Below are 20,499 nucleotides of genomic sequence, written 5' to 3'. Positions count from 1 at the left end.
CGCACCGTGGTGCGGGAGGAACTTTGCACTTGGCGTCGAGCCGGCTAACAGTTTCTTTGATCTCGGACGCGTCGTGGTCCCGCCTGCTAGCCACCCACTCGCGGCCCGTTCTGGACTAAGGTTTCTTGTTGAAGAGCCGCGCACCATTCGCTATCGGCTTTCAGTACAGGCAATCTGAACGCGGGCAGTTGCGGATCGCGCAGCAACCGGCATCCGCCACCCGCCGATCGTCTGCCCGCCCTGGGGCAGCCTATTCTCACCCCGGCGTTTCGATTCAGGCTGTGCGTTTGCGCCGTGTCGCCGGGAGCGTCCATTCGCCGCCCTCCTCAACGTGTTCCGTCAGCTTGTTGATGCAGTCAAAAAGCACTCGCTTTTCCTCGGCTGACAAAACGGACATGAGCTGTTCGTCGAAGATCTTGCCGATCCGATCGCACTTGCGGACGATCGCCTTGCCTTTCCTGGTCAAGTTCAGGTTGATGACACGTGCATCCGTCGTGCCCGTAGAGCGCGTCAGCAAGCCGCGATTAGCTAGTGTGGTGACCAGCTTCGAAACCAGCGTCTTTTCAAGGTATGTCAGCTCAATCAGCGGGCCGAGGGAAATGCCCGGCTGCATATCGACGAAACGCAGCACGCGCAGGTCGCGAAGGGTTACGTCACATTCGGCTTCGTAAAGGCCAGACGCCACGCCCTTGGCCAACTCGCTCAGTACATCGAGGCGGAAGTTCAAATGCTCCAGTCTTGGATACGGTGCCTTCGACATGCTGTTCTCCCATTCGGCTACTTTAATTCAGTTGCACACTGCAACTTTTAAATATTACGCGTTTCGTGCACGAAACATACCACCGTGCGGAAACTCGCATAAGTGCGGACGAGCCCTGCGCTTACCAAACACGGTGCGATCGCCGCTGTGCCAACATGCGCTGCTGCTGGTCGCGACGGGCGCGCCGCTCAACGTATGCGCCGCTGCGTTCGAATTCTGGAAGCGCATCGACGACGCCGACTAGACGCACGGCACAATGTCCATTACGAGCCGGCTCGACCGACGTGTTCCGGGTTGCGGTACAAATCGCAGGCGAGCGGAAAACCACCGGCTTTTTCGCCATCTCAGCCCGCTCCCGGCCCCTTCCCGAGAAAGCCTTCGAGAAACTCGACGAACGCCGTCACCTTCGCCGTCAGATTGAGCCGCTCTGGATACACAGCATAGATATCTGCTGGCGGCAACGACCAGTCGGGCAGCAACTGCTTGAGACGGCCAGACTGCAGATAGGTGGTCGCATCCCACTCCGAACGCATCAGGATGCCCTGTCCGTCAAGCGCCCAGACGAGCGTCGCTTCGCCATCATTGCTGCTCAGCACACCGTGCACCTTGACCGTCTCGTGGCGCTTCCCCTTGCTGAAATGCCAGGTGCCGTAGGCCGTGTCGTTTTCCCTGAGTACGATGCATTGATGCCGCTGCAGATCGCGCGGCGTATCCGGTTCGCCTTTCGCGCGCACGTAGATCGGCGACGCACAGACCATCCGGCGGTTCGTCGCGACCTTGCGTGCGATCAACCTCGAATCAGGAATCTCGCCGAACCGCACGCCGACGTCAAATGCCGTTTCGGCGAGATTCAACGGGCGATCCGTCAACTCGAGTTGTACCTCGACGTCTGGATACTGGCGATGAAACGCTGCGATGGCCGGGGCGATGTGACGGCGGCCAAAGCCGAACGTCGCATTCACGCGCAGCAGCCCCTTTGGCGTCGCCCGGCTGCTCGAAATGGTCCGGTCGAGTTCCTGTAACGCAGACAGCAGCTTCGACCCCGTAGTCAGGTATTGCTCGCCCTCGTGCGTCATGCTGAGCCGCCGGGTAGTCCGGTTCAGTAGCCGCACACCGAGGCGCCGCTCCATCTGCGCAAGACGCGCGCTCACCGCGGGCGGCGTGACCCCAATGTCCCGCGCGAGCGCCGACAGGCTGCCATGTTTGACGAGTTTGACGAAAAACTCGAGATCCGAAACCGCATCCATTGATAAATTCAATTTAATAGTAGTTTAGATTCTACTGAATTCTATAACGGAATTGGCGAATTAGACTCCCGCTTATCGGTCGATCATGACCGCGCCCCACGCTTCAGATTCAACCGGCCAGAGGAGTCCATGCCGAACACTTTCTATCAAAAGCTCGTCGCATCACATACGGTCGACCGCCTCGACGAACAGCATGTGCTGCTGTATGCGGACCTGCATATCATGAACGAGTACACGAGTCCGCAGGCGTTCGCCGGACTCGCTGAGAAAGACCTCCTCGTGCGCCGCCCACGGCAGCAGATGGGGATTGTCGACCACGTCATCCCGACGCGTGCGGTGCCGGTTGCCGCCCGCACGATCGACATCGTCGACGCATCAAAGCAAGCCGCGAATTTCACACGCAACTGCGTCACGCAAGGCATCCACCTGTTCGACGTGAACGATCCGGCGCAGGGGATCGAGCACGTCGTCGCACCGGAAATCGGACTGATCCGGCCTGGCATGGTCGTACTGTGCGGCGATAGCCACACGACGACTTACGGCGCACTCGGCGCACTCGGGTTCGGAATCGGCACCTCGGAAGTCGAACACGTACTCGCGACGCAAACGCTCGTCTATCGCGTGGCGAACGACATGCGGATCACCGTCGACGGCGAACTGCCGCCTGGCACCACGTCGAAGGACCTGGTACTGCACATCATTGCCCGTATCGGCGCACAAGGCGCCCGTGGCTTCGCGCTCGAATATGCGGGATCGACGATCGCTTCGCTTTCTGCCGAGGCGCGAATGACCCTGTGCAACATGACGGTCGAAGCCGGCGCGCGCGCTGCGTTGATTGCACCGGACGACACGACGATCGACTACGTGCGGGCCCGCGTGCGCGATCTGGATACGGCGACGCTCGAAAGCGCGACGGCCGCATGGCGCTCGCTGCGCTCGGACCCCGATGCAATCTTCGATGTCGAGCATCGCGTCGATGCATCGCAAATCGCGCCGTATGTTACGTGGGGCACGAGTCCAGACCAGGCGATTCCCGTCGACGGGCACATTCCCGAGGTCGACACGGCAACCGGCATCGACGCAGCAACCGCGCGCAAGGCACTCGACTACATCGCGCTGCCGTCCGGCGCAAGCATCGAGGGCACGCCAATCGATCGCGTGTTCATTGGCTCGTGCACGAACGCGCGCATTGAAGATCTGCGAGCGGCTGCGGCTATGGTGCGGGGACGCAAGGTCGCGGCATCGGTTCGCGCCATGGTCGTTCCTGGTTCCGGCATGGTCCGCGACCAGGCGGAGCGCGAAGGCGTTGCGCAGGTCCTGATCGACGCGGGCTTCGAGTGGCGCCAGCCCGGCTGTTCGATGTGCCTCGCGATGAACGACGACGTCCTGGCGCCGGGCGAGCGCTGCGCTTCGACGACCAATCGCAACTTCGAAGGCCGCCAGGGCCGTGGCAGCAAGACACACCTGATGAGTCCCGCAATGGCCGCTGCCGCCGCGATCGCGGGTCATATCGTCGACATTCGCAAGGAGCTTGTACATGGCTGATCGCCGTCTCATTCAGGGCACCGCAGCACCGTTGCCGATCAACAATCTAGATACCGACCAGATCATGCCGAAGCAGTTTCTGTTCGGCATCGACAAGTCGGGGCTCGCACGTGGACTGCTTTACGACCTGCGCTACGACGACCGCGGTCAGCAGCGCGAGACGTTCGTGCTGAATCGCCCGGAATATCGCGACGCATGTATTCTCATCGCCGGGTCGAATTTCGGCTGTGGCTCGAGCCGCGAACACGCCGTGTGGGGGCTGCAACAAGCCGGTATCGAAGCGGTCATCGCTCCGAGCTACGGCGAGATCTTCTACTTCAACGCCGGCAACAATCGCCTGTTGCTCGTGACGCTCGCGCCGGAAATAGTCGATGCACTCGTTGCCGAACTTGCTAATACGGACACCAAACACTTGTCGATCGATGTCGAGAATGAAGTTGTCGTGACTGCCTCGGGCGAGCGTCATTCGTTCTCGATCCCGCCGCGGCAAAAACGCATGTTCATGGACGGTCTCGACATGGTCCAGATGACACTGCAGCAATCCGACCAGATCGACGCGTTTGAACAGCGGCATTGGGCAGCCAATCCGTGGGCACGCATCGATCTTCCCGCCCAGCAACGCAGCATGTCGTAACCAGACGCAAGCACGCTCTCCATGCGTGCGTGTCGGCATCGAGCGACGCGAATTTCAACCTGATAACGAGACCGGCGCGTGGAACGCGCCGGCGGGAGACAACCATGGCCCAACCTTCCAGACACGCTACCGTGCCGGACGCCCGCGCGCTAGAGACGCGCACCGTCAAGAAGATCACATGGCGCATCGTGCCATTCATCATCGCGCTGTACTTCGTGAGCTTCCTGAACCGCGTCAACGTCGGTTTCGCCGGCCTGACGATGAATCACGACATCGGGCTCACGCCAGCGATGTTCGGCTTCGGCGCGGGAATCTTCTTCGTCGGCTACATCGTGTTCGGCATGCCGTCGAATCTTGCGCTGCAGCGCGTCGGCGCGCGGCGGTGGATCGCGTTGCTCATGGTCGTGTGGGGAGGTCTCTCCGCTGGGACCGCGAGCGTCAGCGGCCCCTATAGCTTCTATGTGCTGCGCTTCTTGCTGGGCCTGGCGGAGGCCGGGTTCTTCCCCGGCATCATCCTGTACCTGAGCTATTGGTTCCCGGCCCGGCACCGGGCGCTCGTGACGGCGATCTTCATGACCGCCGCGCCGTTATCGAACATGATCGGCTCGCCGATCTCCGGCGCCATCATGGGCATGGACGGCATCGCACAGATTCATGGCTGGCAATGGCTCTTCATTCTCGAAGCGGCGCCGACCGTCGCGCTCGGCGTGATCGCGTTCTTCTTCCTGACCGACAAGCCTGAAGACGCGCGCTGGCTCGATACCGAGGAGCGTGAGTGGCTCACGCACGAGATGGACCGGGAACGCGCCGCCAAGGCGGCCGGTGCGGCATCCAGCGTATGGGCGGCCACCAAGGATCCGCGAGTGCTCGCCCTCGCCCTCGTTTATGCGGGCACGTCGACTGGCCTGTACGCGATTGGCATTTGGGCACCGATGATCATTAGCCACTTCGGCTTCAGCTATTTCGAACTGGGCCTCGTCAACGCAATTCCCAATGTCGTCGCCGTCGTGGGCATGGTGCTCTGGGCGAAAAACTCCGACCGCACCGGCGAACGCAGATTGCACGTGTCGATCGCATGTCTGGCCGCGGGCGCAGGGATGCTGCTTGCCGGGTATGCACCCTCCGCGCTGCTCCTGATCGTCGGACTGTCGGTTGCGAATTTTGGCATCAACGCTGCAAAGCCGCCGCTCTGGAGCATGCCCACGCAGTTCCTCTCCGGTTCGGCTGCAGCTGCGGGCATCGCATTGATCAATGCGATGGGCAGTCTGATAGGCGGTACGATCGGCCCGATGGTCATCGGCAAGTTACGCGAAATCAGCGGCGACTATTCGTTCGGACTCTACTTCGTTAGCGGCACGCTGATCGTGTCGGCGGTCATTTGCTGGATGTTCGGCCGTCGACAAACTGAGTCGTCCGTTACACCCACAGTCTCCTGATCCTGTTGTGCGAAGCAGCGCCCGATTTTCGCAAATAGGATCAGTGTGCAAAAGCCATACAAAACCTGACCAAGGTGATAACAACGCAGACGCGGTTGTCTAACCGCTAATACGTCTACGCTACTGACACGCGTAGACGTAACGGCCCTTGTGACAAATCATTATGCAGAAGGGCCGCTATCCGGAAAGCACTCGCTGGCGTCGGTGGGAGGCCGTGTTTTTCGGCCGCCCACCGACGCCGCGGCATTTATGCGGCGGTCGAAGCGACACTTCATACCGCATGCCCTTTGGCCAAAACCACGCCTGAATTGAACTGGCAAGACGCTGTATCCAGCGCAACCCGAGCCGCCACCATAAACGTTCTGATGCAACCGTTGGTACCGCGCCTCAATTCTGAAGGCAGTTTTCGCAACGATTCCCAATCCTGAACGTCTTGCAGCCGCTTTCGCCGCCGAACGTTTGCGTTTCGCCCAAAGACGGTGCGTCACCAATTTTGCCGCGCCTGATGCACCTTCGTTGCGCCTATCTGCACACTTCCCGAACATGGCAGCGTGTTCACTTCCACATGGAAATGCTCGATTCGCCGTTGAATTTGGTGTTTTCGCACCATGGCACGCTTCGTGCAAATCGAATCAATGCGTACATTTCAATTGTTGCGATTTGCATCTATATTTCGCCGACAACCGGCGAAACCAGCAACTGAGTGTCCTGAGGAACAGACGCTTCACAGGCGTCAACCAACCGTGTACCGACGCTGCGCGTAGCGGGCACGTGAGCGAAGCGCGAAGTGATTGAAGTTCAGCACGAGGTCCGGCATGCCAGTACAACTAGCGTTGCGAAACATTCGAAAATCCTTTTCCAGTAAACAGCGCTCGGGCGTTGATCCAGATCGTGAGCGCCGCGGTAAAACGCATGCTTGACGAAGGCGTCTATCCGATGAATGTCGACATCACCCCGAAATCGCCGACGGCTGCGATGGGTATGCGGATCGCGCTCGGCAACCCGAAGCAGCAGCCGAAATACGACACCTTCATCGCGCAGAACTTCATTCATCAGGCACTCGCCGCGAAATGAACCATTCTTCCCCCTCCCCCGGCATCCGCGAAATCCGTGACGCGATCCGCACGGGAACCCGCACCGTCGAGCAGACCGTGCAACAGGCGTTCGATGCCGCGCAACGGCTGCAACCGGAGTTGCAAGCCTTCATCCATCTGCCGACGTCGCCGATCGTCAATCGTGCCGATCGCGACGCGCCGCTCGCGGGCGTCCCAGTCGGCATAAAGGATCTGATCGATACGGCTGATATGCCCACCGCGTATGGATCGCCGGCCTACGAAGGGTGCAGGCCCGAAAAGGATGCATGGGTAGTCGCCCGTTTGCGCGAGGCCGGTGCCACGATACTCGGTAAGACAGTCACCACCGAGTTCGCCTGGCGCCAGCCCGGCGCAACGACCAACCCGTGGAATAGCGATCACACACCTGGCGGCTCGTCGAGCGGCTCCGCTGCCGCCGTTGCGGCAGGCATCGTGCCACTCGCGCTCGGCACGCAGACGTTCGGCTCCGTCATCCGTCCCGCCGCGTATTGCGGCGTGGTCGGGGTAAAGCCGAGTTACGGCACGATTGCGCGGACCGGCGTGTTGCCGTTGTCAGGGTCGCTCGATCACCTCGGCGTTTTCACCACCAATGTCGCTGACGCAGTTCATGCGCTAGCCATTCTGGCAGGCAGCGACGCGGACGATCCACACGCGTCGCACAACAGCCGCCAAGGGAAAGTCCCTGGCCATGCGGCAAAACGGCCGCCGCGCATCGGCGTGTTGCGCGAGCAGATCGGTGGACCGATCGACAAAGCGCAGCAGCATGTGCTGAATCAACTAGCCCTACGTTTGCGTGCCGATGGCGCGGAAATCGTCGCTGCCGACTTGCCTGCCGAACTGGCCGACGCTGCGCGGCATGCTTCGATCCTGCTCGCAGTTGAAGCCGCATTAACACACGGCGAACTGGTAGACCGTTCGCCGGCTCTTGTCAGCGCATCGATCACGGCTCTGGTCGAAGAAGGCCGGGCTTTGCCCGCGACCGAGTATGCGAAAGCCAAGGCATTGCAGATAAAGATGGCGCTTCGCTTCGACCGCTGGCTCACCGAAGCCGCGGGACTCGACGCGCTGCTGGTAGCGCCCGCATCGGGCGAGGCGCCCCTTGGGCTCGACTATACGGGCGATGCGGCGTTCTGCACGCCCTGGACCTTCCTCGGCGTTCCGGCGGTGACGTTACCGGTTGGCTTCGGTCCGGGCGGACTGCCGCTTGGCGTGCAACTGGTCGGCGCGGGTCAGCACGATGCCGCTTTGCTTTCGCTTGCCGAGTGGGTGGAAGGTAGAACCGGCTGGAACATCGCAGTTGCTTCTCGCTGTGGCCGGCTTCGTTGTGTGCAGCAAGTATGACGTGATCGTGCAAACCCGCGGCGGCTGAGCGGATAGCGATGATCGATTGATTTTTGAGGAAACATGAGAGCAGATTTTTTGAATCCCGTGCGCGGCATCCGCGGGATGGCGGTCACACCCCATGCGCTGGCGTCGCAAAGCGCGCTCGCGATCCTGCGCGACGGCGGCAATGCCGTCGAGGCGATGATTGCCGCCGCGGCGACCATCGCAGCGGTGTATCCGCATATGAACAGTATCGGTGGCGACGGCTTCTGGTTGATTTCGCGGCCGGGCGAAGAGCCCGTCGGCATCGAGGCGTGTGGCGCGGCGGCATCGGCGGCGACGATCGACGCCTACCGCGCACGCGGCCTGCAATCCATTCCGTTTCGCGGCCCGCTGGCGGCGAACACGGTGGCCGGAACAGTGTCGGGCTGGTCGCTGGCGCATCGCTGGTCCACTGACACACTCGGCGGCAAACTGCCAGTCGCGCGCTTGCTGGAAGACGCAATCGCCTACGCAGGGGGTGGCATCCCGGTCACGCGCAGCCAGTCCGAATGCATCGCGCTCAAGCGGCACGAACTCAAGTCAGTCGCGGGGTTCGCCGAGACGTTTCTGACGAGCGACCACCCGCTGGGCGTGCCGGCCGTCGGCGAGCGCTTCGTGCAGCCGCGCCTCGCCGCGACGCTCGAGCGTCTCGCCCACGCGGGTCTCGACGATTTCTACCGGGGCGATCTCGCGCGCAGCATCGCGGCCGACCTGCGCGCCCTCGAAAGTCCTCTGTCGCTAGCGGATCTTGAACAGCATCGCGCAAGGCTGCGCACGCCACTGGCGCTCACGCATTCGCTCGGCACGATCTACAACATGCCGCCGCCCACACAGGGGCTTGTATCGTTGCAGATTCTCGGTGTGCTTGACCGTGTCTTGCGCGACGATATGGATCCGCTCGGGCCCGAGTACGTCCACGCGTGCGTGGAGGCAACCAAGCTCGCGTTCGCCATACGCGACAAGCACATCACCGACCCGGATTACATGGACATCGATCCACAGGCGCTGCTTGCGCCGAGTGTACTCGACGCGATGGCCGAGCGGATTTCGATGTCCACGGCAGCACCGTGGGGGCGCGGTCTCGGACCGGCCGACACAGTGTGGCTCGGCGTGATCGATGCCGATGGCGTGGCGGTCAGCTTCATCCAGAGCATCTATCACGAGTTCGGCAGCGGCCTCGTGCTCGCGGATTCGGGCATCAACTGGCAAAACCGCGGTTGCAGCTTCTCGCTCGATCCCTCTGCGCGCAACCCGCTTACGCCTCGGCGGCGGCCATTTCACACGCTGAACCCTGCGCTCGCGCGCTTCGCCGATGGACGCACGATGGTGTACGGAAACATGGGCGGCGACGGCCAGCCGCAATCGCAAAGCGCCGTCTTTTCGCGGATCGCGCACTTCGGCTGGAATCCGCAAGCCGCTATCGATGCGCCTCGCTGGCTGCTGGGCCGGACCTGGGGGCAAACCAATGAATCGCTCAAGCTGGAGGCGCGGTTTCCGGTCGACACATTCAATGCGCTGCGTCGTCTCGGCCATGACGTCGAGCAGATGCGGCCGTACGACGAAGCAATGGGCCACGCGGGCGCGATTGTCCGGCACGGCAACGGGTGTCTGGAAGCAGGCTTCGACCCGCGCAGCGACGGCACCGCGGCTGGCTGGTAGGCGCGCCTGCTAGACAGCGGGCGGCCGCGCCGCCCGCATCTTTTTGAACCGACGGCCCGCGAGCGTTTGCGCTGACGTCAAGGACGGCGCACGTCTGTCCATCTGTCGATACATCAATCCCAAACGGAGAAACACGTTGAACACCCCCACGCAAGCACTGAAAGGCGCCGCCCCGCCCGCCGCGCAAACAGGCGCGCATACTCGCTGGATCCAGCTCGGACTCGGCCTTGTTTGCATGATGACGATTTCGAGTCCGCAATATGTATGGACTCTGATGACGAAGCCGCTCATGGCCAAGCTCGGCATCGCACTGCCGGAACTGCAAGTGACATTCTCACTGCTGGTGCTGCTGCAGGCATTTTTTTCACCGTTCCAGGGCGCGCTGATTGATCGTTTCGGGCCGCGCATGCTGATCTCGATCGGTACGCTGCTGGCAGGCGTGAGCTGGGTGTTGGCTTCGTATGCACACAGTACATCGATGCTGTACCTCACGTATGGCTGCATTGGCGGTCTCGGAACCGGCATCGTCTATGTCGGCGTGGTGGGATTCGTGGTTCGCTGGTTCCCCGATCGACGCGGCTTCGCCGCCGGTGTCGCTGCCGCCGGCTACGGCATGGGCGCCATTGTCACCACTTTTCCGATCTCTGCATCGCTGGCAACGCACGGCGTCGAATCCACGTTGTGGCTCTACGGCATCATCTTCGCGGCGGTCGGCCTCCTCGCCTCGCAGGGCCTGCGAGTACCGCCTGCGGCCCACAGTATCGGCTCGGCAGTATCCCAGTCAGAGGTCTCGGCGCTCGACTACCGCCCGTCCGAGATGCTCAAGACGCCTCTGTTCTGGCTGATGTTCGTGATGATGACGATGATGTCTACTTCGGGCCTCATGGTTACGTCGCAGATGGCAAGCTTCGCCGCCGACTTCGGCGTCAGCAAGGTGCTGGTCTTCGGGCTCGCCGCGTTGCCGCTGGCACTGACGATCGACCGCTTCACGAACGGTCTGACCCGTCCGCTGTTCGGTTGGATATCGGATCGCCTGGGACGGGAAAACACGATGTGTTTCGCGTTCGCGCTGGAAGGCGTGGCGATGGCGCTCTGGCTGCTGACGCGCGAAAACGCGGTCCTGTTCGTACTGCTGTCCGGCGTGGTGTTCTTCGGCTGGGGCGAAATTTTCTCGCTGTTCCCTTCGACTCTGACCGACACGTTTGGCGCCCGTTATGCCACCACGAATTACGGCTGGCTTTACATCTCGTTCGGGATTGGCTCGATCTTCGGCGGCCCGCTGGCCGCGTTGCTGCATCAGCATACCGGCAGCTGGGTGCCGGTGTTCGGATGCGCGATTGTGCTCGATCTGAGTACTGCCGTCCTTGCAATGTTCGTGTTGAAGCCGGCTCGCGCGCGTTTTGTGCGAGTGCTTGGATAGCCTGTCTTTTCGCGCCTAATGGCGGCCCTGCGCAGCAGGGTCGGCACGCTCCGACCCTGCTGGCGGGGCAGTCTCGTCTCGATCGCATGTCTGGCGATGCCATTGGTATAGCTCGGCGGCATCACTATGTCTTCAGGCGAAGAGTATAAAACGAGTCACAACCACCAGTGTGGCTGACTCATTCCGCCGGCACCGCGGAGTTGACTTCCGATCAGTTGCGACAGCTTCTTGGCTCGGCACCGGGGGACGCTGTCGTCAACGCTGCGGTGAGAGTTGCGCTGCACCAGTCCCTCCATCTCACGTTCTCGTCCGTCCTGGTGATATCGATCGGCGCGGTCGTCTCCCTGTTGCTTGTACCCACCATCAAGCTCGTGCAAAGGAACGAACCTACAACCAATTGATACGCCGGCCTTTTCCTCACCGAGTCACCTTTGACCCAGCGCATGATCGGCGATTTCTATCGCTTGCCCGGGTCACTTTCGATTATCTTCACTCAGAGCCGCGCACCTATACTCAATTTTTAACCAGCACGGAACAGGCGCCTGCGGCGTGGCAGATGACCAGTTCATACATCGCCGATGCGCAACGCCCCGCGCATGTACGTGACATTCAAATAGCGAGTCAGGAGAAGCAGGCATGAGCAGAGCACCCGCCGCGGTCGTCGCGTACGCGCAGCCGAAGACATCGGTTCGCTGGAAGATTTTTCTCATCATGTTGCTGCTGGTCACGGTCAACTACATCGATCGTGCATCCCTGTCCGTCGCGATGCCGATGATCGCAAGCGAGTTCACGCTTACGCCGGTCATGCAAGGCCTCATCATGAGTTCGTTTTTCTGGTCGTACACGCTGATGCAGATTCCGGGCGGCATGGCAGTCGACCGCTTCAAGCCGCGGCTGGTCCTCGCGCTGTGCACCTTGCTCTGGGGTGCCTTCCAGGGTCTTGGCGCGTTGACGACCAATGCAATGTCTTTGCTTGCGACGAGGCTCGGACTCGGTGTGGCGGAAGCGCCCGTGGCCTCGGCGGGAGGTGCGCTCAATGCGATGTGGCTCACGCAGCATGAGCGGGTTCGTGGCGCATCGCTGATGGACGGCGGTTCGCCGCTCGGCGCAGCGCTCGGATCAGTTCTGATCACCTGGCTGATCGTAGTGGCGCACTCATGGCGCACAGCGTTCGCGATCGCCGGCGTCGGCACGGTCCTATGCGGCGTAGGCGCCTGGTACTACATCAAGAATCAACCGCGCGATCACGCCGGGGTCAACGAAGCCGAAGCGGAACATATCGAACAGGCCCGCCGCAAGGAAGATGAAAAAGAAGCGAAAGACCTGTCAGGCAACTCGCTCGATTTCTTCAGGTATCGCTCAGTGTTGCTGATGTTCGTCGGCTTCATGTGTTGCACGACGCTTTACTACGGCCTGTTGACGTGGATGCCCACCTATCTGCAGAAAGTGCAGGGCTTCAACATTCAGCAGATGGGCGGCGCCAGCTTCGTGATCTTCTTCTGCGGCTTCATTGGCGAACTCTGCGGTGCCTACGTCGCCGACAAGTGGCTCGCGAGCGGCGCCGCGCCGAACCGCGTCATGCGCACGATCTTCGGTATCGCCGGCGTGGTCGCCACGATTGCGGTGTTTTCAGTCGCACATGCGACGAGCCCCACGATGGTCGTGATCCTGCTGTCCATCACGCTCTTCTTTCTGCGCTGGGGTGGTCTGTACTGGTCGATCCCCGCGATGCTCGCCTCGCGCAACAAGGTGGGCGTGCTCGGCGGTCTGCTCAACTTCGGTGGGAATATCGGCGGCATGGTGATCCCGATCGCGATCGGCGCGATCGTTCAATTCACTGGCTCCTATTTCCTCGCGCTGATGTGTTTCGCCGCAATGGGCGTCGGCCTGATGCTCTGTTCGATCGGAATCGATTATGAAACGAAGATTCCGGTCTAAGCCATCGCCGCGCCTCGCATGAACAACGTTGCTACTGAGATTGGAAAATGGGAATAGCAAAAGTCGAAGACATCATTGGCCAAACCGTCCGACGCGATATTGGCCGCATGAAACGGTTCGTTGAAGGTCAGCTGGAAGCAGCCGCGCGCTCGATCATGAGCACGCCCAACGCCCACGTCGGTATCGTGACTGGCTTCTTCATACGCAATGCCGTGCCGCCCTCGCCGGAGACGGACGGACTGGGCGGCATGGCCCACCTGGCCGCCGCACTTTCGAACCTCGGCATACCGGTGACGGTAATCTCGGACGCGCCATGCTGCAAGGCGGTCTGGGCTGTTACAACGGAATTGCCGAAAGACGTCGCGTTCGAGATTACCTCGGTGAGCGCCGCATCGGTCAAGTCGCTAAGAGCCCGGCTCAGCGAGGCTGAACGTCCGATCACGCATATGATCGCGATCGAGCGGGTGTCGCCCGCGAGCGACGGCAAGCCGCACCGCGAGTACGGCGCCGACATGTCCGACGATACCGCTCCGCTGCATCTCCTGTTCGAGGATCCCGAGTGGCCGCGTCCGTGGGTCACGATCGGCATCGGCGACGGCGGCAATGAAATCGGCATGGGCGTGCTGCCCGAAGAAATCGTCCACGACGACATTCCCAACGGCCCATTGATCAGCGCAGCCATTCCCGCCGACTACCTGATCGTTTCCAGCGTCTCGAACTGGGGCGGCTGGGGCCTGGTATCCGCGATGGCGATGGTCGCGCCGCGAGATGCGGCCGCGCGGTTGCTCACCGATTTCACGCCGGAGCGCGACCGGGCGTATCTAGCCGCGGCCGTCGACGTCGGGCAGGCGGTTGACGATAGCCGCATCGACCGCCCCGCTACGCCAAAGATGAGCGTCGACCGGCTGTCGTGGGAACAGCACGCACAAGTGCTGAGTCAGCTCAGAGCTCACGTTGACGGATATCTCGCAGCGCCGTCGCACTCGTGAGCGCCACGCCCTTTTCTTCTCTTAACGCACCAACCATGTTCGACCTTTCGAGTACCGCTCTCAAACGTGCGCCGTCATGGGCCGCCAGCTTGCCAGAAGAATTGCAGACACCGTGTTTCATCGTATCCGAGCGCGGCATCGTCGATAACCTGCATGCGACCGCCCGCGCGTGTGGAGGGGTGGAGCGCCTCATGCCGCATGTGAAGACGCATCGCGCAGGGTGGATCGTCAAGAGACTGATTCGCGAGGGCGTAACCGCATTCAAGACCGCTACCGTGGCGGAAGTGGCGATGGTGCTCGAGGCCGGCGCGAAACACGTCGTCTGGGCGTATCCGACTGTGAACCCTGCTCATATCCGTACCGTGCTCGCGCTGGCGCATGCTCATCCGGACGCACGGGTCGAGGCGCTCGTCGACTCGGCGGCAGGCGTAGCCGCGTGGCGACTCGCGACGAATGGGGCGCAGTTGCCCAATCTCTCGCTGCTTATCGATCTGGATGCCGGCATGGGCAGAACCGGAGCGCCGATAGCAACAGCAACGCTGCAATTGGCCCGTGAGCTGGCCACGCTTGGCTGCTTTGGAGGATGGCATGTCTACGACGGCCACATCCATGATCTCGACCATGCCACACGCCGCAAGCGGGTGGCCGCCATCGTAGGAGAAGTCACGGCGCTGACGCGCGCCGCCGAGGCAGAAGGATTGTCGAGAAGGCTCATCGCCGGGGGTAGCTATACGTTCGATCTGTGGCCGCTCACACTCGCCGATTTCGTGTCCCCCGGCAGTTGGGCCTATTCGAGCGCTCAACACGACCTGGAGTTGCCTGCACTCGGCTGGACGCCGAGCGCCTATGTGCTGGCCACGGTGATTTCACGCAATAGCACGACCGCCACACTCGATGCGGGATCGAAGGCGATCTCGCCGGACAAGCCGCTGGCCGAGCGCTTTCGCTGGGACGGCAAGATCGTCATGATGAGCGAAGAGCACGTGGTGGTCGAAAACACCGATCTGGCAGTCGGCGACCGGGTGATGCTATTGCCGCGCCACGCTTGCACGACGGCTTATCTCTACCCCTGCGCAATGGTGCTCACCGCGGAAGGGTCGTGGGAAGTGCGTGAACAACTCGGGAACCGTCGATAAGCCATAAGGCTCGCGGCGGGCAGAAGTCGATTGAAGCGACGCCACGCAGCCACGCGCGTCATACGGCAAGTTGGAAAAACACCAGATCAAGGCGAAGGGAAAAAACATGAACGATAGCGGCACGTCCCGCGCATTGCGTAGCGTCAATCCAACCGACTTCAAACCAGGCGGTCACTATTCTTCCGCGATGATCGCGGGCGACTTCGTCTTCCTGTCCGGCCAGACGCCGCGCGACGCCGACCGGAAGCTGATCGGCGAGTCGATCGAAGAGCAGACCCGTGCAACGCTCGCGAATGTCGAGCGGGTGCTGACGGCCGCCGGCGCGAGACTGCAGGATGTCGTCAAGGTCACGGTCTATCTAACCGACTTGACGCTCTTTAGCCGCTTCAACGCGCTCTACGCGAACTGGTTTGCCCAGCACAAGCCGGCGCGAACGACCGTCGAAGCCGGTCTGCAAGGTGTGCTCGTAGAGATCGACGTGGTTGCCTACATCGGCAAGCATTGAACCAGGCGGCGCGGCGTGCCACACGCATGCTAAAAGCCGTAAAGCCTCGCAGGATTTTCAACGAGGATTCGGTGCCGCGTCGATTCCTCGGGTATCCACAGCGCCAGGTCATCCAGCAAATGGGCAGCGTCCGGCTTGTTGTCGGCCGCTTGCGTCGGATGAGGCCAGTCCGTTCCCCACAGCATCCTGTCCGGGGCAAGCCGGGCCAACCTGAGCGCGACAGTGCCGGCGTCGGCGTAGACCGGCGCTCCGCTTTTCGACGCAAGATAGGGACCGCTCAATTTGACCCAGGTACGGCCGCCGGCCAGCAGCGCCTCGACCATCCGGAACGCGGCATGCTCCGTGCCGTCCGGTTGCGGGATCTGCCCCATATGATCGATCACGAGCGGCGACGACAGATTCGCAAGCAACTGCCGATGCGCGAGTAGCTGCGCGGCGGTGGCATTGACCTGAATGTGCCAGCCGAACGGTTCGATCCGTTTCGAGAGCGGCGCCATCATCGATACCGTGACGCCGACCAGGTATTCGAGGTTAAAGCGCAGTCCGCGTACACCCATATCGTGAAGAGCGGCCAGCTCACCATCCGTCACGGTGACGGGCAAGGTCGCGATACCGCGCGCGGTCTCTCCGAATTGCGATAAGGCATCGAGCAGACAACGGTTGTCGGTTCCATACGTAGACGGTTGAACGACGACATGTCGCTCGACACCCAGCCTCCGCTGCAACGCGCGATAGTCGGCGACCGTCGCGTCGGGCGGCTGCAACTGCGCTGACGGATCGACTGGATACCGCGCATCGTAGATATGGTGGTGACTATCGGTTGCCTTCGGCGGAACCGGAAAGCACGGCTGCCCGGCGCCGCCGGATCGCACACTGGATTCAGGTCGGTTGTGCATGTTCAAGTGCCCATTCGGCGACATCGCGATGTGTCGCGAACCACACTCCCGGCAACGACTGCGCGTGCCGGATGATTTCTTCGAGAATCCATATCCTCGACCGGTAACCGGTGACGTGCGGATGCATCGTCAACTGGAATACGCCACCCTCCGCATAGGCCGCGTCGAACTCGCGGCGAAAGATATCGTAGACGTCGGCTGGCGACGTATAAGGCCGCACCGCCTCGAAGCGATTCATGATCAGATACGCGCCGTCGTCGCGAATCCACTCGACGGGCAGTTCGACGAGACCGCTCGGCACGCCGGCCTCGAGCAGTTCATAGCAGTCGACGTCGGCCATCAGCGACGAATCGTAGCGCAATCCCATTTCGCGCGCGATGGACAGCGTATGCGGGCTGAAATCCCATGACGGCGTACGCATGCCCACAGGACGCTGCCCGGTGATGGTCTCGAGCGTGTCCGCCGAGCGTAGCAACAGATCGCGCTCCGCCTCATGCGGGAGCACCGAGTTCAATTCATGAATCCAGCCGTGCAGGCCGATTTCGTGGCCGTCGCCGACGATGCTGCGCGCTTCTTCCGGATGCAATAGCGCAGTGACCGCGGGTACGAAGAACGAGGCCGGCACGGCATATTTGCGCAGCACGTCGAGAATGCGCGGCATGCCCGCCCGGCTACCGTACTGCCCCCAACTGAGCCGGCCGATCGACTTTCCGCCCTCGCGCAATTCACTGGTTTCGTGGTCGCAATCGAATGAGAGCGCCACCGCGCAGCGCGCTCCAGCAGGCCAGCCATTGGGGCGAAGCGCGCGTCCCGCGCGTACCTGGTCGACCAACTTCCGCCAATGGGCTTCAGGCCATTGCCAAGGCTGGCTATGCGAGTCATCTGGGTTCATCAAAGTCCTTACTGACAGTTATTAATTGAAGACCGGAAAGCGGTAGCGCGGGTCTCATACAGGCAACTTCTTCTCGTAGTCGATGCCGAGTGAGCAAAGCAGCAAGCCAACGCCGGTCGCCGCAAAGAACATCATGGCGAGAAAATACGAACCGGTCGCCTGGACAATCCCGCCGACCAGAATCGGCGCACCAATGCCGCCGACCGCCGCTCCCAGGTTCAGAAAGCCACCTAGTGTGCCGACCTTGTTGCGCGTGGCAAGCAAAGGTGGAATGCACCAGTACAGGTTGCCCCAGCGCAGAAAGAAAACCGTGCATGAGAGCAACACGACGACCAGCGTCGCGCTGGACAAGTAAGCCACCGAAAACACCGAGACGGTGGCAATCACGCCAGCCGCGCCGAAAATCGTCCGCAATACCGTGTTCGGCCTGCCGCCCGCCGCCAGCCACTTATCGGCAAGCCACGCGCCGACGAGTTCGCCGGCGAAGCCCGAAAAATAAATGATGAAACTCGACCCACCCATTTGACGGATATCGAGGCCGTGCTCCTTGATCAGATAGCTCGGCATCCACGTGAGCAATCCATTGAACAACGTGTTGCAGCACATGAAGCCGAAGAACATGAACAGGAAGGAGCGATACTTCAGAAAGTCGATTGCACGCCCGGATGCGTTGGCCGGCTCGCGCTCCAGTTCTTCCTCGTGCGAACGCTCGATGAACGATGCTTCGTCTTCGTTGACCGCCGGATGCTCGCGCGGATGATTGCGGATATAGACCCAGGCCAGGGCGCCGGCCAGCGTCGTGGCGACACCCGCAACCACAAACGCGAGGCGCCACGAGCCCAATACTCCGATCAACGCCGAGATCAACAGCGATCCCACCGCTGCGCCGAGCGGCGCTCCGCCGTCCATTAGCGACGCGCCCCTTGTGCGTTCGTTGCGCGTCAGCCATAGCGCATTGAGCTTACCGCCGGCGGGCGCGATCGACGCCTCGGCGAACCCAAGACCGAGACGCATGAGCAGCAGTGAAGCAGCGTTCGTGCAGAATCCCGCGCCGGCCTGAAAGCCTCCCCAGACGAGCGTCGCCACCGTGATCACGATGCGCGGCTTGAAACGGTCGACCAGCAGGCCCGCTGGAATCTGCATCACCGTATACGACCAGAAGAACGAACTCAGAATCAAGCCTTGCACCATCGGCGGGAGCGAGAACTCCTTCGAGATCAGCGGCATCGCGACCGACAGCGAAGCGCGGTCCACGTAGTTGATCGTGATCAGCACGAGCAGGAACCAGAAGATCCTCCATCGAACCGATGATTTACGGCCGTGCGCCACCGCTGCCATTCTCGTGTTCATGTTCACTCCCCTGCTTCAGTAGTGGTTGCCGCTCGGGCGGCGCTATCAAAATCTCACGCGCAGGGCCGCACGCCGCCCTCGACGCCGCTTTGCAGCGGCCCATTGACTATGGCCGGCCGCGTTGCTGACGTAGGTCAGCCCCTCATCGATCATCCCGTACAACATGACGCTGCTTTGCACAAACGCTGGAATGGCGAACGCGTTCGAAAGTGCGAGAGCGAGCAGTGACTCTCTTATCATAAGGATTCCCAATTCATCGTCAGAGCGCTTCGGTGTCGATAGAGAGGCAACCAAGGAGTGCACCGAGTATACGAATGCAATTTTTCCGGGAGATAATCAAAGTTAGCGAGACCATCTGATAGAAACCTTCGATCATGCGTATTTCTCTTCAGCAAATTGAAACCTTTTACTGGGTGGCGCGGTTAGGAGGGTTTCATGCGGCGGCGCGTCATCAACATCTCACGCAGCCGACCATTTCGGCGCGTATCCAGGAGTTCGAAGAACATCTCGGCGTGCAGCTATTCACGCGCAGCCGGACGCGCTCCGAACTCACGCTCGCAGGCCGCGACGCGCTCGCCGATGCGGAACAGGTGCTGAAGCTCGCCGAGAAACTCGAACAGATCGCGAAACGTACCGACCCCATGTACGGGCTTCTGCGTCTCGGCGCGATCGAGTCCATCGCCCACGCTGGGCTTGCGGATCTACTGACGCAACTCAAGACGCGCTATCCGCACATGAAGATCGAACTCACGATCGATGTGGGCGTCGCGCTCGGACGCAAGCTTGGCGCGCACGAACTTGACATAGCGATACTGAACGATTCCACCGATGCGCCCCACGTGGTCGAGACCGCCATCGGCCACACCGATCTGCACTGGGTTGCGTCGCCGCAACTCGTGCCCAATAACAAAATCGCGCCTCACGATCTTGCGTCGGTGCCGATCATCACCGTCTCGCAACCGTCATCGAACCATTCGCTGGTGATGAACTGGTTTCGCAGCGCAGGTTGCAATCCGGACAACATCAGCTCATGCAATTCCCTGTCGATGATGTCGCGGCTCGTCGCGGCCGGACACGCGGCGGCCGTGTTGTCGCCCGCGATAATGCGCGCGGAGATCGATTCCGGGCTGATTCACGTGCTGAACACTGAGCGGCCAATCACTCAGCAAGGGTTCTTTGTCGCCTATCAGGAAGAGTGTCTTAGCGGCGCGGATACCATCGTGGAGTTGGCCAAAGAGGTGCTCACGCGCAGTCGCGTGCTTATTCCGGGGTAGTCGGCGAGCGGGGGTGGACTATTGCGCGCCGTACAGCGCGAGACCGGCGTACGGCGTGTTCATCAGGACAGGGAGCGGTCGAGCTCTGGCAGACGTCGACCGTCGTGCATGGAACTTGCCGACGCAGGTCGCTAAATGGGCATTCTTGCCGTTGCTGTTCGGCAAATCTGAGGCGCGCGCTGCCGCCGAAGCGAATGCGGCCGCACTCGTTGCGTGCTGAGTCTGCGCATGGTGCGGAGTAGGCGTCAGCCATGCACTTGTTGTCGGAGTCACTCAGAATCCGAGCTGTCTGTCCGGACACACGGATCGCCGGCCCGTGGTCGCCACGCGCCGCAGTCCGTGCTCGCCCGACTTTGCGT

17 protein-coding genes are annotated in these 20,499 nt (G+C 61.5%); 12 read left to right on the top strand and 5 right to left on the bottom strand.

Annotated elements, in window-relative coordinates:
• Positions 1-274: 274 nt before the first annotated feature.
• Together ACQKRQ_RS24185 and ACQKRQ_RS24180 are read right to left on the bottom strand one after the other, a co-directional pair.
• Positions 275-760 (bottom strand): MarR family winged helix-turn-helix transcriptional regulator, encoded by a 486-nt coding sequence (locus ACQKRQ_RS24185; RefSeq protein ID WP_408179722.1) that lies wholly within the window; start codon positions 758-760, stop codon positions 275-277.
• Positions 761-1,104: 344 nt separating this feature from the next.
• Positions 1,105-2,007 carry a LysR family transcriptional regulator gene (locus ACQKRQ_RS24180; RefSeq protein ID WP_132379734.1) on the bottom strand — a complete coding sequence of 301 codons (903 nt, stop codon included), beginning with the start codon at positions 2,005-2,007 and terminating at the stop codon, positions 1,105-1,107.
• Between the two features lie 129 nt (positions 2,008-2,136).
• Between ACQKRQ_RS24180 and leuC the strand changes: the two genes are divergently transcribed.
• The 11 genes from leuC (at position 2,137) to ACQKRQ_RS24125 (ending at position 15,728) form a co-directional block, all read left to right on the top strand.
• Entirely contained in the window at positions 2,137-3,552 is a 1,416-nt protein-coding gene (gene leuC / locus ACQKRQ_RS24175) for a 3-isopropylmalate dehydratase large subunit (protein WP_427479886.1), read from the top strand.
• Positions 3,545-4,186, top strand: coding sequence for a 3-isopropylmalate dehydratase small subunit (leuD, locus tag ACQKRQ_RS24170; RefSeq protein ID WP_427479883.1), 642 nt, complete (start codon positions 3,545-3,547; stop codon positions 4,184-4,186). Before leuC ends, leuD begins: the two co-directional genes overlap by 8 nt.
• 104 nt (positions 4,187-4,290) lie before the next feature.
• Entirely contained in the window at positions 4,291-5,622 is a 1,332-nt protein-coding gene (locus tag ACQKRQ_RS24165; protein WP_427479881.1) for an MFS transporter, read from the top strand.
• Positions 5,623-6,534: 912 nt separating this feature from the next.
• Positions 6,535-6,696 carry a hypothetical protein gene (locus tag ACQKRQ_RS24160; protein ID WP_408179725.1) on the top strand — a complete coding sequence of 54 codons (162 nt, stop codon included), beginning with the start codon at positions 6,535-6,537 and terminating at the stop codon, positions 6,694-6,696.
• Complete coding sequence (locus ACQKRQ_RS24155; protein ID WP_427479879.1) at positions 6,693-8,057, top strand: amidase; 1,365 nt, start codon at positions 6,693-6,695, stop codon at positions 8,055-8,057. Before ACQKRQ_RS24160 ends, ACQKRQ_RS24155 begins: the two co-directional genes overlap by 4 nt.
• A gap of 63 nt (positions 8,058-8,120) precedes the next feature.
• Positions 8,121-9,740, top strand: coding sequence for a gamma-glutamyltransferase family protein (locus ACQKRQ_RS24150; protein ID WP_427479877.1), 1,620 nt, complete (start codon positions 8,121-8,123; stop codon positions 9,738-9,740).
• Positions 9,741-9,876: 136 nt separating this feature from the next.
• A complete protein-coding gene (gene oxlT / locus ACQKRQ_RS24145) occupies positions 9,877-11,160 on the top strand; it encodes an oxalate/formate MFS antiporter (protein ID WP_427479875.1) in 1,284 nt (427 codons plus the stop codon).
• 636 nt (positions 11,161-11,796) lie between these two features.
• Complete coding sequence (locus ACQKRQ_RS24140) at positions 11,797-13,098, top strand: MFS transporter (RefSeq protein ID WP_408288357.1); 1,302 nt, start codon at positions 11,797-11,799, stop codon at positions 13,096-13,098.
• 47 nt (positions 13,099-13,145) lie between these two features.
• Complete coding sequence (locus ACQKRQ_RS24135; RefSeq protein ID WP_408179729.1) at positions 13,146-14,087, top strand: glutamate cyclase domain-containing protein; 942 nt, start codon at positions 13,146-13,148, stop codon at positions 14,085-14,087.
• An 89-nt stretch (positions 14,088-14,176) separates the two neighbouring features.
• Positions 14,177-15,223 carry an alanine racemase gene (locus ACQKRQ_RS24130; RefSeq protein WP_427480282.1) on the top strand — a complete coding sequence of 349 codons (1,047 nt, stop codon included), beginning with the start codon at positions 14,177-14,179 and terminating at the stop codon, positions 15,221-15,223.
• A gap of 106 nt (positions 15,224-15,329) precedes the next feature.
• The gene (locus ACQKRQ_RS24125) at positions 15,330-15,728 is read left to right on the top strand and encodes a RidA family protein (protein WP_427479872.1); all 399 of its coding nucleotides are present in this window, start codon (positions 15,330-15,332) and stop codon (positions 15,726-15,728) included.
• Positions 15,729-15,757: 29 nt separating this feature from the next.
• Here the strand turns inward: ACQKRQ_RS24125 and ACQKRQ_RS24120 are convergent, their stop codons facing one another.
• From ACQKRQ_RS24120 to ACQKRQ_RS24110, 3 genes are all read right to left on the bottom strand, one after another.
• On the bottom strand, positions 15,758-16,624 hold the full coding sequence (locus ACQKRQ_RS24120; protein WP_427479871.1) for an amidohydrolase family protein: 867 nt from the start codon (positions 16,622-16,624) through the stop codon (positions 15,758-15,760).
• On the bottom strand, positions 16,608-17,387 hold the full coding sequence (locus ACQKRQ_RS24115; protein WP_427479869.1) for a polysaccharide deacetylase family protein: 780 nt from the start codon (positions 17,385-17,387) through the stop codon (positions 16,608-16,610). Before ACQKRQ_RS24115 ends, ACQKRQ_RS24120 begins: the two co-directional genes overlap by 17 nt.
• 183 nt (positions 17,388-17,570) lie before the next feature.
• Positions 17,571-18,866 (bottom strand): MFS transporter, encoded by a 1,296-nt coding sequence (locus ACQKRQ_RS24110; RefSeq protein WP_427479867.1) that lies wholly within the window; start codon positions 18,864-18,866, stop codon positions 17,571-17,573.
• 374 nt (positions 18,867-19,240) lie between these two features.
• Between ACQKRQ_RS24110 and ACQKRQ_RS24105 the strand changes: the two genes are divergently transcribed.
• Positions 19,241-20,140, top strand: coding sequence for a LysR family transcriptional regulator (locus tag ACQKRQ_RS24105; protein ID WP_408179735.1), 900 nt, complete (start codon positions 19,241-19,243; stop codon positions 20,138-20,140).
• Positions 20,141-20,499: the final 359 nt, after the last annotated feature.

Source organism: Paraburkholderia sp. NPDC080076, from assembly GCF_050281145.1.
Classification (GTDB): Bacteria; Pseudomonadota; Gammaproteobacteria; order Burkholderiales; family Burkholderiaceae; genus Paraburkholderia.
Note: the sequence above shows the minus strand (reverse complement) of the source record. Positions and strands in the feature narration are given on the sequence as shown.

Excerpts from the sequence above, each read along its gene's own strand:
- ACQKRQ_RS24120 (WP_427479871.1), bottom strand. The coding sequence starts at position 16,624 with ATGCACAACCGACCTGAATCCAGTGTGCGATCCGGCGGCGCCGGGCAG.
- ACQKRQ_RS24155 (WP_427479879.1), top strand. The coding sequence starts at position 6,693 with ATGAACCATTCTTCCCCCTCCCCCGGCATCCGCGAAATCCGTGACGCG.
- leuC (WP_427479886.1), top strand. The coding sequence starts at position 2,137 with ATGCCGAACACTTTCTATCAAAAGCTCGTCGCATCACATACGGTCGAC.
- ACQKRQ_RS24125 (WP_427479872.1), top strand. The coding sequence starts at position 15,330 with ATGAACGATAGCGGCACGTCCCGCGCATTGCGTAGCGTCAATCCAACC.
- ACQKRQ_RS24185 (WP_408179722.1), bottom strand. The coding sequence starts at position 760 with ATGTCGAAGGCACCGTATCCAAGACTGGAGCATTTGAACTTCCGCCTC.
- ACQKRQ_RS24110 (WP_427479867.1), bottom strand. The coding sequence starts at position 18,866 with ATGAACACGAGAATGGCAGCGGTGGCGCACGGCCGTAAATCATCGGTT.
- ACQKRQ_RS24140 (WP_408288357.1), top strand. The coding sequence starts at position 11,797 with ATGAGCAGAGCACCCGCCGCGGTCGTCGCGTACGCGCAGCCGAAGACA.
- ACQKRQ_RS24135 (WP_408179729.1), top strand. The coding sequence starts at position 13,146 with ATGGGAATAGCAAAAGTCGAAGACATCATTGGCCAAACCGTCCGACGC.
- ACQKRQ_RS24150 (WP_427479877.1), top strand. The coding sequence starts at position 8,121 with ATGAGAGCAGATTTTTTGAATCCCGTGCGCGGCATCCGCGGGATGGCG.
- ACQKRQ_RS24105 (WP_408179735.1), top strand. The coding sequence starts at position 19,241 with ATGCGTATTTCTCTTCAGCAAATTGAAACCTTTTACTGGGTGGCGCGG.
- ACQKRQ_RS24160 (WP_408179725.1), top strand. The coding sequence starts at position 6,535 with ATGCTTGACGAAGGCGTCTATCCGATGAATGTCGACATCACCCCGAAA.
- ACQKRQ_RS24180 (WP_132379734.1), bottom strand. The coding sequence starts at position 2,007 with ATGGATGCGGTTTCGGATCTCGAGTTTTTCGTCAAACTCGTCAAACAT.
- ACQKRQ_RS24165 (WP_427479881.1), top strand. The coding sequence starts at position 4,291 with ATGGCCCAACCTTCCAGACACGCTACCGTGCCGGACGCCCGCGCGCTA.
- leuD (WP_427479883.1), top strand. The coding sequence starts at position 3,545 with ATGGCTGATCGCCGTCTCATTCAGGGCACCGCAGCACCGTTGCCGATC.